This window comes from Psychrobacter sp. NPDC078501, from assembly GCF_044900935.1.
Lineage (GTDB): Bacteria > Pseudomonadota > Gammaproteobacteria > Pseudomonadales > Moraxellaceae > Psychrobacter.
Map to the genome: position 1 here is coordinate 1 of NZ_JBJDOS010000012.1, position 16,003 is coordinate 16,003.

The 16,003-nt window shown below is 41.7% G+C and carries 12 protein-coding genes; 8 read left to right on the forward strand and 4 right to left on the reverse strand.

Annotated features, from left to right (window positions below; genetic code table 11):
• Positions 1-174: 174 nt before the first annotated feature.
• Positions 175-2,430: a restriction endonuclease gene (locus ACI2IW_RS12955; protein ID WP_404693887.1), complete on the reverse strand. Its 2,256-nt coding sequence runs from the start codon at positions 2,428-2,430 to the stop codon at positions 175-177.
• A gap of 420 nt (positions 2,431-2,850) precedes the next feature.
• Between ACI2IW_RS12955 and ACI2IW_RS12960 the strand changes: the two genes are divergently transcribed.
• The gene (locus tag ACI2IW_RS12960; RefSeq protein WP_227684724.1) at positions 2,851-3,309 is read left to right on the forward strand and encodes a hypothetical protein; all 459 of its coding nucleotides are present in this window, start codon (positions 2,851-2,853) and stop codon (positions 3,307-3,309) included.
• Positions 3,310-3,599: 290 nt separating this feature from the next.
• Complete coding sequence (locus ACI2IW_RS12965) at positions 3,600-3,974, forward strand: hypothetical protein (protein WP_101204249.1); 375 nt, start codon at positions 3,600-3,602, stop codon at positions 3,972-3,974.
• A 117-nt stretch (positions 3,975-4,091) separates the two neighbouring features.
• Here the strand turns inward: ACI2IW_RS12965 and hemH are convergent, their stop codons facing one another.
• A complete protein-coding gene (hemH, locus tag ACI2IW_RS12970) occupies positions 4,092-5,111 on the reverse strand; it encodes a ferrochelatase (RefSeq protein WP_102090514.1) in 1,020 nt (339 codons plus the stop codon).
• A 468-nt stretch (positions 5,112-5,579) separates the two neighbouring features.
• Here hemH and ACI2IW_RS12975 point away from each other — a divergent pair, with 468 nt between their 5' ends.
• The 4 genes from ACI2IW_RS12975 (at position 5,580) to ACI2IW_RS12990 (ending at position 9,868) form a co-directional block, all read left to right on the forward strand.
• Positions 5,580-6,965, forward strand: a complete 1,386-nt coding sequence (locus tag ACI2IW_RS12975) for a homoserine O-acetyltransferase (RefSeq protein ID WP_404693904.1) — start codon at positions 5,580-5,582, stop codon at positions 6,963-6,965.
• Positions 6,962-7,570, forward strand: a complete 609-nt coding sequence (gene metW, locus ACI2IW_RS12980; RefSeq protein ID WP_404693888.1) for a methionine biosynthesis protein MetW — start codon at positions 6,962-6,964, stop codon at positions 7,568-7,570. The genes ACI2IW_RS12975 and metW overlap by 4 nt, the downstream gene beginning before the upstream one ends.
• Positions 7,571-7,983: 413 nt before the next feature.
• The gene (locus tag ACI2IW_RS12985) at positions 7,984-8,565 is read left to right on the forward strand and encodes a tetratricopeptide repeat protein (protein WP_057758462.1); all 582 of its coding nucleotides are present in this window, start codon (positions 7,984-7,986) and stop codon (positions 8,563-8,565) included.
• Positions 8,566-8,794: 229 nt separating this feature from the next.
• On the forward strand, positions 8,795-9,868 hold the full coding sequence (locus tag ACI2IW_RS12990; protein WP_404693889.1) for a rhodanese-related sulfurtransferase: 1,074 nt from the start codon (positions 8,795-8,797) through the stop codon (positions 9,866-9,868).
• 149 nt (positions 9,869-10,017) lie between these two features.
• On the opposite strand, the gene serA is transcribed toward ACI2IW_RS12990, so the two are convergent.
• On the reverse strand, positions 10,018-11,244 hold the full coding sequence (serA, locus tag ACI2IW_RS12995; RefSeq protein WP_057758460.1) for a phosphoglycerate dehydrogenase: 1,227 nt from the start codon (positions 11,242-11,244) through the stop codon (positions 10,018-10,020).
• A 336-nt stretch (positions 11,245-11,580) separates the two neighbouring features.
• Between serA and ACI2IW_RS13000 the strand changes: the two genes are divergently transcribed.
• Positions 11,581-13,017 carry an FAD-binding oxidoreductase gene (locus ACI2IW_RS13000; protein WP_404693890.1) on the forward strand — a complete coding sequence of 479 codons (1,437 nt, stop codon included), beginning with the start codon at positions 11,581-11,583 and terminating at the stop codon, positions 13,015-13,017.
• A 92-nt stretch (positions 13,018-13,109) separates the two neighbouring features.
• Here ACI2IW_RS13000 and ACI2IW_RS13005 read toward each other — a convergent pair whose 3' ends face one another.
• Complete coding sequence (locus ACI2IW_RS13005) at positions 13,110-13,739, reverse strand: BLUF domain-containing protein (protein WP_114701153.1); 630 nt, start codon at positions 13,737-13,739, stop codon at positions 13,110-13,112.
• A gap of 537 nt (positions 13,740-14,276) precedes the next feature.
• On the opposite strand from ACI2IW_RS13005, the gene ACI2IW_RS13010 reads away from it, so the two are divergent.
• A complete protein-coding gene (locus ACI2IW_RS13010; protein ID WP_102094613.1) occupies positions 14,277-15,914 on the forward strand; it encodes a carbon-nitrogen hydrolase family protein in 1,638 nt (545 codons plus the stop codon).
• Positions 15,915-16,003 lie beyond the last annotated feature (89 nt).

Genomic DNA, 16,003 nt, shown 5'->3' on the forward strand with positions numbered 1-16,003 from the left:
ACGTCTGCTTTGAATCGCTTTATGATTATGTTTGATGATCGTATAAGCAGGCATTTAATCTAAATGGCAGTTACACAGAATCTGGGATGGTCTCGATGGGTTAGCAATAAAGCAACCCATCTTTTTTAAAATCTAAACTTATAGATTTGGCGACTTCGTCGCTAGCACCTTTTATTATTCTCTATCAAATAAATCGTCAATTGGATGAATACCAAAATCTGAACTACTTAGATCAGCATATTCGCTATAAGAATCAGCCCTTCTAACACTATCTTCAGCTGCTTCTCTGTTATATGTAACGACAGCATCTAAATCTAAAGCATCAATAACCTCATCGAATTCCGCATCATCAAAATCAAAACCGTAATTTAAGTCACTCAAAACTTGTTCAATATAACTCTCAACTTCACTAGCATCTAATTCAGACTCACAATATATATTATCAAATTGATTACTATCAATTGCCCAGTCAGTTACTTCTCTACAAATTGAGTAAACAACTTCTTTTTTAAAAAGTTTGGTTAATTCATCTTCATAACTTGAATTTTGAATTAATGCAGTAATGGCGCCTAAAAAGCTAAGTTCTATATTTTCCAATGCTTTAACGACTATTTCTCTTATATAAGGGTCGCTAGGACTAATAAAATTGTGCTTTAAAGCCATCATTAACACTTTCACCGAAGACAAACCAAATTCTTCGAATAAATTATTAGCATGTGAACCAATTAATTTCTTTGCCATTTCAGATATATTACACTCAAGTTTTTCTATGAGTTCTGCTAATTGCATTGAATATAAGTTTGGAGTTAACTCTGAATCTAACTCTAAATGAAACAATCTAACTAACAATGCATCAAAATCTAATTGTATCTCATCAGGTTTCACTAATATTCCAACATTAATTAAGACATTAGTTGTTCTCAAGCAACTCATCAATTTTGCTAGATAATCAACTCTATTGAGATGTTCCGAGATCACAAAGTCAGCAATCGAAGGATTAAATAAACTGTAGGTCACCTGACCATCTTTATTTATATTCCTGTTTAAAACAGACCCTACTAACCCCCGCATGATATTACCAATGGTAGGATACTCGGATGTTGGATCTAATCCTGACTCCTTCAGATTGATTAATAATGCAACTATCTGCTCTTCGCTAACGGGACTGCCGTTTAAGACGATGGCGATTACTATATGCCTATCCAAATCACTTATTTGCGTCTCTATCATGCCACGCCAAATATCTTTTGGGTTATCGAGAGACTTTTGAATATAATCCCAATAAACCTCAGGACTTGCTTCCTTCTCAACTTTGATAGCATCAGTAATAAACTCAATCAACCGCGGATTGAAATTTTTGTGTGAAATAATGCTTCTATAGCGCTTATCAATATATATTTGCTGAATGAAGTCTTCTGGTAAATCACTAAAATAGATGTGGTTATAAAGAATTTGTGCTCTATCAAACTCTGTCAGAGACTGAATTTTTATCTCATATTCATTCCTATCAAGGTTACCTTGTTCGAACTTTTCTGATAGTCTTTTCCCTTGATTTAATATGTTCGAGCGAGTCGTTAGAATAAATCGTTTTGAGCTGTCCTTGCTAACTCTCTTCATAAAACTCACAATATGTGAGTCTTGCTTTGCGTCTATGGCTGATAAGAAGTTACTTCCTAAAAAATCATCAAAATAGAATATTTGCTGCAATTCAGGGTTATATAGCTTTTCAGCTTCCATGATAGACTCATGCACCACAACTAACTGATAACGTTGAGAAGCATAATCAAAGCACATCTGTTCCGCTAAAGTTGTTTTGCCTATACCAGGTTCGCCATTAATAATGATACTGCCAAGTTCTTCTAACTTTTCGAACGCTTTTTTGTGATTTTCAGTTCGCACATACTTAGGTAGAAACTCTTGAATCTCTTCCAACTGAAAATCACTTCTTCCCAATACATCGTTAGATAAAATTGACTGTAAAACATTAGTACCTGCTAGCCATAGTTTGTAGTGTTGGCGCTCTACATCAGGATGTTTGGCTAATAAACTGTTTATATCTTCATTACCAATGATGTCAGATTCATTTTTAATATAAGGTATAAAAGCATCCGAAATATCTTTTTTGTTTTGGGCCGAAAGCGGTAAAGAAGTGACAAAGATATATCTACTAGGATTCAACTTTTTTACTTTACTAGCTTCATGCTTTTTACATTCTGCGATTAATGCCGTAATGCCTGATTTCAGCCAATGCTTACATTGAATGATTACAACATCATTCGCGACACTTCCCTCAAAAAAACGCCCATCAACTCCTCCATCTCTACCTGATTTGAACCGCTCTACATGAGTGTTAAATTCTTTAGACAGTAAATCAACCGTTAGAACTTCAAACTCTTTGTCGTTCAGAGTTTCAAAAGTGTAGTCACTCATAGGTATAACATCCATTAAGATATATCAAATCAGATTAAGTCATTTGGAGTCTCTGAATAGCATACCTTACGGCGTTTCAATAAAAATAGCTAGCTTGTCTTTATAGTAAGCCAGACTCTCAACCCTCTTGTAAAATATTGCATTTAACCTTAATGTATCATCTATATTAACAATCACTTATGACCAGTTAGTTATATTTCATAACAGTAATATCTGGGTATGAGGTTTATAATAGGACATCTATTAAACCTTAATTATTCGATATTTTTGCTTTAAAGTGAGCCTTTGGGCTCACTTTTTTGTTTTTAACACATTCTTTTTGATACGCAGGAGTCATTTATTTTGAGCTCAGATGGCATCATTGAAGTCCTTGGCATTATACTTTTGATAGCATGCCTGTTGCGTATTTTACAATATGTTATGAAAAGTCATGTCAAACAAATTAAGGCTTTTTGGCTGGCAGCCGTACTTATATTTGTTTCTGTCATTCGTCGAGAGTTGAACTATCTACCAGACTTACTGGTTCCAAGCGACTTTTCGATGCTTGGTCAGTCTTATGACTGGTGGGAGGACAGCGTCCTTACCGTTATCTATCTCGTCGCGCTTGGTTTGCTGGTCTATTCGAGGCATTACCTATGGGCAGTGCTAAAAAACGTGCCAGTTTCGCTCTATCTTAGCGTTACTGTACTTGCTGTCATTCAGTACATGGGCGAGAACGCTATTATGTTCCCGCATACATTTGGTGAAATTGTCGAAGAGCTGGCTGAGACTGCAATCTACGGTATTGCCTTGACCTATTTATGGCGATTTAAACTGGCTGACTATCAGTCATGTCTGGTTCAGAAGTTAAATTATAAGTTCGACCACGCCAATAATTAAAACTATAAGTTTTATTATTTATGTAGCGATCTGGCTATCGTACAAAGACTTAGCATAAATTTCATAAATAATTACGGCTACTCATCTTGAGTAGCCGTAATTGTATTCTAGTCATCGTCTTACATTTTTTGAACATCCTGTCACACCTTACTACTAGTGAAAAGTTGAATAAGCGTACAAACTGAGAAGCATATTATCTACAGTGCAATGAGCGATGACTTTAACAAGTCAGCGCGATATTTTTATTTCTAATGATGGCAACATTTAATAATTACAATAAGGAATTATTCATGGAAAATTCAAAAAACCCACTACCAGAAGAGATGGATCATATTGACGGCAATCGTCGTGACAATAATGACAACGTCGATAACTTAGATAACAACAATCAGGATGAACAAGATAACCAATTGGTCGATTTGGACAATCCTATGCTGCATACCATCGATAACGATGATGTGATTGACAATAGTGCGGGATTTAATAACTCAGAAGTCGGTAGTGATGCGACCCAAGGACTGACACCTGCGCATCGTCAAAATATCGATGAGTCACGTGTCGATGAGATTTTGGTTCAGGATAACCTCGATGACAGCGATTATCCAGATGCGATGGATATTGTGGATAGAGAAGCGGCCGAACGTAGCAACGATGATGATTTTTAGCACTTAATACGATTTTGTTGACCTACCCCTCTAAACCAAAAAAGCACGCTTAACTATATTAAGCGTGCCTTTTTTTATTCTACTATTCAATTAACTAAAACAGCGACTTTCGATTATCTAAACCCAGCCATCTAATGTGCCAGCCCAACCTTTTACTAGAGGCAAGCTCAACGCTTCAAGCAATTCAATATGTGTCTCATCAAGGTTTAATGCAGGAATATAATGATACTCTTGCCCGCCAGCATTAAGGAAGTTATCACGGTTTTCAATGGCTAGCTCCTCTAGTGTTTCTAAACAGTCTGCCGAGAACGCCGGACTGATCACCTGTACCGAGCGCACACCTGACTTACCCCAATCTTCCAACACCACATCGGTATATGGCTTAACCCACTCTTGCTTACCAAAGCGTGACTGGAAACTAATAATCCACTCATCTTCTGTCAGGCCAAGTTCATGCGCCACTTGCGCAGCCGTACATTTACAGCGTTTAGGATAAGGATCGCCTTTATCAGCATAAGGCTGCGGAATACCATGAAAACTAAACATCAATTTTTCAGGCTTGCCATGCTTCTCTTGAAAACGGCGAATAGAATTGGCCAATGCTTGGATATATAGTGGATGGGCAAAGTAATCTTTGACAATCGTATAATTTGGCAAGTTGCGTTGCTTGAGCGTCCACTTCGTCAGCGCATCATATACGGCACCGCCTGAAGAGGCAGAGTACTGTGGAAACAACGGCAGTATGACAAAGTGATCAACCCCTTCACCACGTAGCGCGTCCATCACATCAGGCAAACCAGGATTACCATAGCTCATCGCAGGATGCACAGAGACACGAAACGGTGCCACACTATCGGCCAAACGTGGCTCTAATAGCTCAACTTGGCTTTTTAGTATTTTACGAATCGGTGAATCACCTTCCCAGATACTGGCGTAAGCCTTTGCTACGCGCTTAGGACGACTTGGTAAGACAAATAGATTCAGAATAATAGCCCATAGGAATTTGGGAATCTCGATCACTCGTGGGTCTGACAAAAACTGTTTGAGGTAGCGACGTACGGCAGGTGCCGTTGGCTCATCTGGGGTACCAAGATTCACTAACAAAACGGCAATACGTGGGGGCAATTTAGGTTTCATAGCAGCACTTTATTAGCAGTAAGTTATTAAGGGTTAGGTCAAAATAATAAGAGACGATACTGTTAAGACACAGTTGAACGAACACCTCATTAGTGTAGCATTTTATCTATTAATGACGCGGGCTAAAAGCGCCCCTATACAATTTGATACGCAGTTGCTATTTATTGACTCTTGATTACTTGATGCTGGCGGCTTACTCGTTATTCATTTATAAAGTATGTTCCATAAAAACTACGATCGATGCGCTCGAAAGGCGCGCTCGACGGTTGTACTCCAACGCGCATCACCATACAATAGGCAGGCCCAGTTTATAAAAACCGTGTAGGTAAAATAGCCTGTTAGTAATGTGCCATTTTGCTTTTATTTTATTGATGATTGTAGTCTTGCGAGGTAGCTTTGAACGCACGCTCTGATAATACCAGTGACCAGCATCCTAATTCACAACCTCACCCTAATAGCTCAGCCAATATTGAAAGTGCTGTAGGGTCTGTGGGTGTCGTTACGCCCCAAAATTTTCATTTCGCGGAGCCCTTAACGTTAGAATGCAACCGTACCCTACCCTCGTTTGACTTGATGGTAGAGACTTACGGTACGCTCAATCGCGATAAATCAAATGCGATTCTGATTTGCCACGCGTTATCTGGCAATCATCATGCAGCTGGCTTCCATAGTGCTGATGACAAAAAAGCAGGCTGGTGGGACAATATGATTGGCCCCAATAAAGCAATTGATACCAATCAGTTTTATGTAGTATGTGTCAATAATATCGGCAGCTGTTTTGGTTCAACAGGGCCTACCACTATTAACCCTGATAGCGTTGATTCGGATAGTGTTAGTTCGGACAGCCTTGATGCAAATAGCAGCGATGAGCCGCAAGTGTATGGCCCTGATTTTCCGCTGATCACCATCAAAGACTGGGTAAAAACCCAAGCAATGCTCTCAGATCGTCTAGGCATCGACGTTTGGCATGCGATTGTTGGTGGTTCAATGGGCGGTATGCAAGCGCTACAATGGTCTGTTGATTATCCAGAGCGGTTAAAGCGCTGTGTGGTCATCGCCAGTACGCCAAAGCTATCTGCTCAAAATATCGCCTTTAACGAAGTGGCGCGCCAATCTATATTATCCGATCCTGACTTTAAAGACGGGCGCTATATACAAGAAGGCACTTACCCTCGTCGCGGACTGATATTGGCGCGTATGGTTGGACATATTACCTATTTAACTGATGACGCGATGAAAGCCAAATTTGGCCGTGATTTAAAATCAGGTAAATTCATGTATGGCTACGATGTCGAGTTTCAGGTCGAAAGCTACCTACGCTATCAAGGCGAACGCTTTAGTGAAAACTTCGATGCCAATACTTATCTACTCATGACCAAAGCCTTAGATTACTTTGATCCGACGCGCGATTATCCAATACGCGACTACCCATCAACCGTAGCAAAAGATACTACAGAGTCGGCAGTGCAAATAGAAGACTCAATCGCGGCGTCAGTCGAATCTAGCAAAGCGAATGCACAGAGTGAGTTAGAAGATGCAGTAACGACGATTGAAGATATTGAGTCTGATCGTCAACAAGAGCTTTCTGCGCTCAAAGCGGCCTTTGCCCATACACAATGCCAGTATCTGGTCGTATCATTTACCACTGACTGGCGCTTTGCACCTGAGCGCTCGCAAGAGATTGTCGATGCGCTGATGGCCACTGGCAAACCAGTCAGTTATATCAATATTGACGCGCCGCACGGACATGACTCATTCTTGTTTGATATTCCTCGCTACATGGGTGCGGTTAAAGGGTTTTTGACTGCGCCATTTATTACCCCTAGCCGCTCAGCCATAGGAGAACGCTCATGAGAATGGATCACCGACTGGCAGAGCGCTGGATTGCGCCGCAAGCACATGTACTGGACTTAGGTTGTGGCAATGGCGAGCTACTTGCCCACTTACAGCAAAAACTAGGCGTAACAGGTTACGGACTAGAGATTGATGAAGACAAAATCAATGAGGCAATTGGTAATGGCTTATCAATTGTCGAGCAGGATCTCAACGATGGTCTAGCGCGCTTTGCTGATAACAGCTTTGACACGGTCGTCATGGCACGTGCCCTACAAGCAGTAAAAGCACCTGACGAGTTGTTGCTTGATATGCTGAGAGTTGCTCGTGAAGCCGTCATCACCTTCCCTAACTTTGCGCATTGGCAAAACCGCATTCATTTAGGACTAAAAGGCATGATGCCTGTCTCTGAAGCGCTGCCTTACGAATGGTACAACACGCCAAACATTCACCTATGTACCTTTAAAGATTTTGAGCTGTTATGTGCGCAGCATGATATTCATATTATTAATCGTTTTGCCGTTAGTGATTCTGAAAAAGGTCATACACCTTTGATGAAGGCGTTAATTAGGCAAGCGCCTAACTTGTTAGCAGACGTCGCTATCTACCGAGTGACCAAGAAATAGGCGCTAAACCATCAGCTATCTTTATACTTTATAGACTACTAAACAGTGCTGTAAGTACTGATATTAACCTTAATAGATTGTTAACTTAATATAATTTTTTAGTAACTGTCTGATTTTGTTAAGGACAATCAAGTACAAACGTCTATGAGACCTTGTAATTAGTATTTGAGTTTCGTAAGTTTGGGTGTTAAGCTAGCAAAATATTGTCAGCCACCCCACTATTACGACCGTTTGTCTAATCAGTTAGGGTGAAATCTCTGATTTAGAGATGACAACCCCCTTTTGCTAATGATTAGGTAAGTTCATATCGCAAGATTCCACCTAATTGTTATCGCCGTCTGACTGTCTTTAGCGAGACAATGTTTAGCGGTACAATTTTTTTTGCTTATTAACTGCCTAATTTTGGAGCTGCTATGAAATTATTAAAAGCTGCGTTGTTTACTGCATTATTTTCTTGTGCTGGTTTAGCCAATGCTGAGTTAATATCAAACGTACCGCTTGATACCTCACGTTTTGAGCTTATGCCTGTGAGCGAGCTGTCTAGTCGTGCCGCCCAAGGTAACGATCACGCACAGTTCTATCTGGCCAAGCGTTTGCAAAAAGGTGAAGGTATTGCGCAAAATACCCAACAAGCAATCCAGTGGTATACAAAAGCGGCTCAGCAAGGCGTTGCTCCTGCTCAGTTGAATCTTGCCATCATGTATTTGCGCGGCGAAGGCGTACAGCCTAATTTGCAACAAGCCCGTCTGTGGTTAGAAAAAGCTGCAATGCGTGGCGATAACCGTGCCAGCTACACGCTTGCGCTATTAGACGAAAAACAAAAAAATCTGGTCGATGCCTATAAATGGTATGACTTAGCTGCCCGTGATGGCATGCTAGATGAAAAAGTCCGTAACAAAGCGCGCGGTAAAATTGGTCAGTTGGCATTAAACTTATCAAGTGATGATATCGCTAGTGCTCGTAGCAAAGCGGATACTTGGTTCCAGAGTAAGTAAACTCTAACTTTCGTACTACGAATTGAATATCTAAAAAGCCCAGTATTTTACTGGGCTTTTTTGTTTTCTATAACATCAAGCCAAGCATTACAAACTATTCAAAACCCACGTAAAATTTGCTACACTACGTGCGCATTAATCAATTCCACAATTTTGTTAATGCTTTAAACTGAAAAGTTACTTTAACCCCAACGCACTAGGTTTGCGACCTAGCCAGCAGGAGAAAGACATGAGCACCTCTCAAGATAGTAATATCAAAGCAACCGCGATAACTGACAACAATTCAGCCCCTGTATACGATAGTGTAACTAATAATATCGTCGTTGCCGCACTATATAAGTTCACCCGCTTTGCTGATTTTGAGCAATATCGTGAGCCTATCTTAAACACTATGCTCGATCACGATGTGAAAGGTACGTTGTTACTTGCAAGCGAAGGCATTAACGGTACGATTTCTGGTACGCGTCAAGGTATCGATACCGTACTTGACTACCTGCGTAGTATTGAGGCGATTGGTACGTTTACCTTCAAAGAGTCCTATACTGACGCACAGCCTTTTTATCGCACTAAGGTGAAACTGAAAAAAGAAATCGTCACCATGGGTGTCGAGAATATCGACCCATTGGAATCCGTTGGTCGCTATGTAAAACCAAGCGAGTGGAATGCGTTGATCTCAGATCCTGAAGTCACCTTGATCGACACGCGTAACGACTATGAAGTGCAAATCGGCACCTTCCAAAATGCAGTCAACCCAAACACTGAAACGTTCCGCGAGTTTCCAGAATACGTCTCAAAAGAGCTCGATCCAACCAAGCATAAAAAAGTCGCAATGTTCTGTACAGGTGGCATCCGCTGTGAGAAGTCGACTGCCTATTTACGTGAGCAAGGGTTTGAAGAGGTCTATCATTTAGAAGGTGGTATCCTAAAATACCTTGAAGAAGTCCCTGCTAGTGACTCTATGTGGCAAGGCGATTGCTTTGTTTTTGATAATCGAGTTTCGGTCAACCATAACTTAGAAAAAGGCAGCTACGAGCAGTGTTTTGCTTGCCGTATGCCGATCACTGTCGATGACATGCAAAGCCCTGCCTATATCAAAGGCGAGTCATGCCCACACTGTATCGACAAGGCAACCGATGAGCAAAAAGCCCGTTTCCGTGAGCGCGAGCATCAGATGCAACTAGCGAAGAAGCGCGGCGAAGCCCATATCGGTAGCGACGTGATGGATGTAATTGAAAAGCGTAAAGCCGCTAAGACGGAAGCGCGTCTACAAGCGGAAGCTGCAAACAACACTAAAGCGAACTAAACTTAGCATTAGTGCAATAAAAGAGAAGTGAAACAAAAAAGAGAGGCTCTAATCAATAAAGCCTCTCTTTTTTTATGATAAATCTTCAATGCGTATCAAAACTAATAGCACTGATACAGTTAATCCAATTTGAAAGCGGATTGACTATATTAGAATAAGATACGTACGCGGATAGTCTCTTCTACATCTTTTAATTGGTCTAGTGCAGCGGTCGAATCATTGTAATCGACATCCATCACTAGATAACCAACATCACCTTCTGTCATCAGGCTCTGCGCTAGGATGTTAATGCCAGCTTCAGCAAACAAGCGGTTAATCTGAGACAGTACGCCTGGCACGTTTTTGTGAATGTGTAGTAGACGATGCGAGTTTTCTTTAAACGGAATAGAAACTTCTGGGAAGTTCACAGCAGTCGCCGTATCACCTTGGTCAGAGTATCTAACAAACTTATCTGCTACTTCCAGTCCGATATTGGCCTGTGCTTCTTGGGTTGAACCACCGATATGCGGCGTCAAAATCACATTATCAAACTTACGTAGTGGTGACTCAAACTCTTCGTCAGCTGATTTTGGCTCTTTTGGGAACACATCGATAGCCGCGCCCAAGATTTTACCAGACTCAAGCGCATCTGCCAGATCATCAATCTCAACACACGTACCGCGAGCCGCATTGATAAAGTAGCTGCCTTCTTTCATCTGAGCGAACTGCTCAGCTTTCATCATATAGCGAGTGCTTGGTACATCAGGTACATGCAATGTCACGATATCAGCCGTTGATAGCAGCTCTTCTAGGCTACCAACTTGTACCGCGTTGCCTAGTGGCAATTTGGTCACAGCATCATGATAAATGACTTTCATACCGAAGCTTTCTGCTAACACAGACAGCTGCGAACCGATAGATCCATAACCGACGATACCGATAGTCTTGCCACGCACTTCGTGTGAGTTGGTCGCAGACTTGCCCCAGCCGCCGCGATGTACGGTTGCATTCTTTTCGGGAATACCGCGGTACAGCATAATAGCCTCGGCCAATACTAGCTCAGCTACCGAACGAGTGTTCGAGAATGGCGCGTTAAAGACAGGGATACCAAGATCACGAGCGGCGTCTAGATCTACTTGGTTGGTACCAATACAAAAGCAACCAATGCCGATAAGCTTGTGTGCGTGCTCAAGTACTTCACGCGTCAACTGAGTGCGCGAACGAATACCGATAAAGTGAGCATCTTTGATCTTTTCGATCAGCTCGTCTTGATCTAAGGCGTGACTGATATTCTCGATGTTGTGGTAACCAGCTCCTTCCAATACTTTTAGGGCATTGTCATGTAGACCTTCAAGCAATAAAAACCGGATTTTGTCTTTTTGTAGTGATAACGCCATATGAGAACTGTCCTATAATTGTTTTATAAGATTACCTGTTGGATAATCTATGATGGAGGAAACGAAAACAGTCCCGATATCTTACACAAAATTTGAGGTCGATGTTAGCAGATTAGATGAATTATTGGTTATCAAGCCTGAAAAATTTTTATGCTATAGTGAATTATTCTGTTTGAAACCGCTCGAATCAATTGTTTATTACTTACCTTTTCTTATAGGTAGAAATTATCACCCACTTATTACCTCTACGAGCTGACTCATCACTGAATTTATAGTTATTTCGCTATATAATAAACAGTCCCAGCATCGTGCTTACGCTAATATTGAGATTTGACCATGACGCCAACTACCGCTCAGAACACCTCCGAAACCAATGCCGTGCAAACCATCTTGAGCACGCTTACTGATACCCATAGTTTCGACCCAACCCAAATCAAAACCGATGCTGAAAGTTTAGAGCATTGGGGTAAAGACTGGACCAAGCATTTTGCGCCAGCGGCTGCTGCCATCGTCTTCCCAAAGACCACTGAACAAGTACAGACTATCGTACTGCTTGCCAATGAGCACAACGTCGTCCTCACCCCGAGTGGTGGTCGTACAGGACTCTCTGCTGGTGCAGTCGCTGCCAACGGCGAAATCGTCGTGAGCATGGATAAAATGAACCAGATTGGACAGTTCTATCCTGCCGATCGAATAGTTGAAGTCGAAGCTGGTGTGGTTACTCAGCAGTTGCAAGAATTCGCTGAATCAAAAGACTTATATTACCCTGTCGACTTTGCCTCAGCAGGCTCTAGTCAAATCGGCGGCAACATCGGTACTAATGCTGGCGGTATCAAAGTCATTCGTTATGGCATGACCCGTCAATGGATTATGGGGCTAACTGTCGTCACGGGTAAAGGCGACATCTTGCACCTCAATCGCGGTATGGTAAAGAACGCTACTGGTTATGACTTGCGCCAATTATTCATCGGTAGTGAAGGCACGCTTGGTTTCGTCACTCATGCACAAATCAAGCTTGAGCGTCAGCCACAAGATTTAAACGTCATGGTACTTGGCATGGACAGCTTTAACGATGTGATGAACGTACTCTCTGCCTTTCAAGCACAGATTGATTTGACGGCATTTGAGTTCTTTGACGATGTAGCGATTGATAAGCTAATGGCACATGGTCAAGTACAAGAGCCGTTTGAATCACGTACCAAGTTCTATACGCTGTTAGAGTTTGAAGCGCCTTATGAGCCAATCATGGATAAAGCCATGGCCATATTTGAGCATTGTATGGAGCAAGGCTGGGTGGTCGATGGTGTCATGAGCCAAAACCTCACACAAGCGGCCGAGCTATGGAAGCTGCGCGAGTATATCTCAGAGACTATCTCAGTATTTACCCCTTATAAAAACGATGTATCGGTGCTGATAAGCCACGTACCGACCTTTATCGAAGAGATTGATCACATTGTCAGCAGTAACTATCCTGACTTTGAAGTCTGTTGGTTCGGTCATATCGGTGATGGCAATTTGCATCTCAATATCTTAAAACCTGAGAATATGAGCAAAGATGATTTCTTTGCTGAGTGTCAGGTCGTCAATAAATATGTGTTTGAGACGGTACAGAAATATGGTGGTTCAGTGTCTGCTGAGCATGGGGTTGGTATGACGAAGAAGCCGTATCTGCACTATAGCCGTAGTGAAACTGAGATTGAGTACCTAAAGGAAGTCAAAAAAGTATTCGATCCAAATAACATTATGAACCGTGGTAAGATTTTTGATATGTGATGAGCATGCTAAACACTTAACCCAAATAAAAAGACGCTAAACCGAGAGGCTAGCGTCTTTTTTATGGCTTTATAATTCGCAAAAACTACGATTTATAAATATAACAGTATCAATGCGACAACCAGTAATATGCTCAAAAACCCTTGAATAATCAGAAATGCCTGATGCGGTGCCGCGATATGACGCACCATATTACCCAATGCATTATAAGTAATACCTGCCGCCTTAATATGAGGTGGACTATCGAAAGTTTTGATAATTTGCAAAAACTGTTCGGTCCGATCAGATGACCAACCGTGCGGCGCAAATGGTAAAAATGGAGATAATTGTACGGCCTGTTTCTTGGTCGCGGGTGACCATAACCAACGCTCTAAAAACAGCAAGCGCATACGCCAGTCGGCAAAGCTGCGATGATTGATGACTTGTAATAGCAACACTTCTACATTTTTATGACGACTATCGACAAAGATACGCTCTTGCAGATTAAATACGTCTGACTTTTTACCTTCAATACATTGCAAGAAGTGACCATTACCGTAGCATAGCGTGCCTGTGATGTTATGCTGCTGATTGTAGTTACGTGCGTGGCCTTCTACTTCATCAAAAATAGAGGTGCTCAAACGCGAGCCAAGAGTCAGCGTACTGACATAAACCAACTGAACCAAAGCGGAGTCATCTATGTCATCCCACTTCATGATTCTATTGGTATGATTTAAAGGCATAATAAAATAATCCTAAGAAGCCGATGAGATACGGCTAAACGATACAAGCAACACAATACTATGCCTGAGTTGAACCAAAAAATTGACTCACAAAAACGTAGCAAATATTTACTACGTGAGACTGTTATTACCGTTACAGCTTGCTATGATAACAAGCAAAACAAAAGGTGCTGATAGATATTATTTAGATTCTATATTGAGATAATAAATAGCAAGACAGTCGCAGGTACAATGATAATGCAGAGTTAGGCGCTTATCGGTGCTCACAAACCTAATAGATATAAAGCGATATAGAATGCGGCAGTCGCTATCCTTTAACCCTCTACGTTAGTCAAAAACAGTACTAAATATAGTGAGTAAAACGGCCGAAGATATCAACATAACCTATTGTAAATACGGCAATAAATTATTGTAACGACAATATCTTTCTATTGGAATGTTTTTATTACTTTTTTGCACAAAAATCGGCACATCAAGGTGCTATGACCCCATTATGTGATACCACTACATTCAATAGCTATTTAAAACAGGAAACTTATGAGTAAGATGGAAAAACTAGATGATTTTCACCTCACGATTGCTGAGATTAAGAAAAAAGATTATCCACAATTAAAAGCCTTGATGGATCGTGTCTATGTAAACTTGGGTGGCGCGTGGTCGAAGACAACCATTCATACTTTGATTGATGCTTTCCCTGAAGGTCAGATTGCCTTGTTTGATCATGATCAGCTGATTGGTATCGTGCTCTCTATGCGCGTTGACTATGCCAAGTTTTCAAACCCGCATACCTATGACGATTTGATTGGGCAAAAAGAAATCATCAGAGACAATCCAGAAGGTGATGCCATTTATGGCTTAGATGCGCTCATCGACCCTGATTATCGCGGCTACCGTCTCGGTCGCCGTCTGTATGATGCACGCAAGGAGCTATGCCGACAGTTGAATTTCCGTGCTATCTTAGCCGGCGGACGCATACCTAACTATCATAATCACAAAGATCTGACTCCAGGCGAATATATTGATGCCGTTGAAAGCCGTGAAATTCACGATTCAGCTTTGTCGTTCCAGCTATCTAATGGCTTTATCGTTAAACGTATCTTGACCGCTTATCTACCAGATGATAAACAGTCAAAAGGCTTTGCTACCTTGCTTGAGTGGGCAAATATCTACTACGAGCCTAAAGACTATAAGCCTAATACTCGCAAGTCTGAGGTGCGTATTGGTGGTATTCAGTGGCAGATGCGTGAAGTCGAATCACCTGAAGAATTACTGCAACAAGTTGAGTTCTTTGTCGATATCATGGCTGACTACAACTCAGACTTTGCCTGCTTACCTGAGTTTTTCAATGCGCCATTGATGGGTCTGTGCGAAGAAACCGATCAAAATATTGCCATTCGATTTTTGGCGGGTTATACCGAGTGGTTCAAAAATGAAATCTCGCATTTAGCGGTCAGTTATAACGTCAACGTCATCACCGGTTCGATGCCGTTATTGGACGAAGACGATACCTTATATAACGTCAGCTATCTGTGCCGCCGTGATGGCACGGTTGAAGAGCAACGCAAAATTCATATTACTCCGCATGAGCGTAGCGCTTGGGTAATCGAAGGTGGCGATGAAGTCAAAGTATTCGACACAGATGCGGGTCGTATCGGCATCTTGGTCTGCTATGATGTTGAGTTCCCTGAGCTTGCACGTTTAATGGCACTTGATGACATGGATATCTTGTTTGTGCCCTTCTGGACTGACACCAAAAACGGCTATCTACGTGTCCGTCACTGTGCACAAGCCCGTGCTATCGAAAACGAATGCTATGTGATGATTTGCGGTTCAGTGGGCAACTTACCGCAAGTTGAGAGCTTAGATATTCAGTACGCTCAGTCGTCGATTTTTTCACCATCAGATTTTGCGTTCCCGCATGATGCGATTATGGCAGAGACCACTGCCAACACGGAGATGGTATTTTTCTCTGATGTGAACTTAGACAAGCTCACTCACGTTCGTCACGAAGGCTCAGTACATAACCTGATTGACCGCCGTGATGATTTGTTTAGCTTAAAGTGGAAGCGCAAGGCCAAAGTGCCAGCGAGCAAGTTGAGTGATGAGCAGCGCCGTGAAAATTCAGGTAGCGTACTGATTGGTGATCCATTACAAAACCGAGCACAAAAGCCATAATAGGTTGACGTCGCACACTTATAGTAGACTTTATAAATAATACGGCTGATTTTCAGCCGTTTATTTTTATCTACTGTCCACTCTTTGTG

What these genes read in the sequence shown, in the direction of transcription:
- ACI2IW_RS12955 (WP_404693887.1), bottom strand. Translation starts at nt 2,430, where the DNA reads ATGAGTGACTACACTTTTGAAACTCTGAACGACAAAGAGTTTGAAGTT.
- ACI2IW_RS12960 (WP_227684724.1), top strand. Translation starts at nt 2,851, where the DNA reads ATGAAAAGTCATGTCAAACAAATTAAGGCTTTTTGGCTGGCAGCCGTA.
- ACI2IW_RS12965 (WP_101204249.1), top strand. Translation starts at nt 3,600, where the DNA reads ATGGAAAATTCAAAAAACCCACTACCAGAAGAGATGGATCATATTGAC.
- hemH (WP_102090514.1), bottom strand. Translation starts at nt 5,111, where the DNA reads ATGAAACCTAAATTGCCCCCACGTATTGCCGTTTTGTTAGTGAATCTT.
- metW (WP_404693888.1), top strand. Translation starts at nt 6,962, where the DNA reads ATGAGAATGGATCACCGACTGGCAGAGCGCTGGATTGCGCCGCAAGCA.
- ACI2IW_RS12985 (WP_057758462.1), top strand. Translation starts at nt 7,984, where the DNA reads ATGAAATTATTAAAAGCTGCGTTGTTTACTGCATTATTTTCTTGTGCT.
- ACI2IW_RS12990 (WP_404693889.1), top strand. Translation starts at nt 8,795, where the DNA reads ATGAGCACCTCTCAAGATAGTAATATCAAAGCAACCGCGATAACTGAC.
- serA (WP_057758460.1), bottom strand. Translation starts at nt 11,244, where the DNA reads ATGGCGTTATCACTACAAAAAGACAAAATCCGGTTTTTATTGCTTGAA.
- ACI2IW_RS13000 (WP_404693890.1), top strand. Translation starts at nt 11,581, where the DNA reads ATGACGCCAACTACCGCTCAGAACACCTCCGAAACCAATGCCGTGCAA.
- ACI2IW_RS13005 (WP_114701153.1), bottom strand. Translation starts at nt 13,739, where the DNA reads ATGCCTTTAAATCATACCAATAGAATCATGAAGTGGGATGACATAGAT.
- ACI2IW_RS13010 (WP_102094613.1), top strand. Translation starts at nt 14,277, where the DNA reads ATGAGTAAGATGGAAAAACTAGATGATTTTCACCTCACGATTGCTGAG.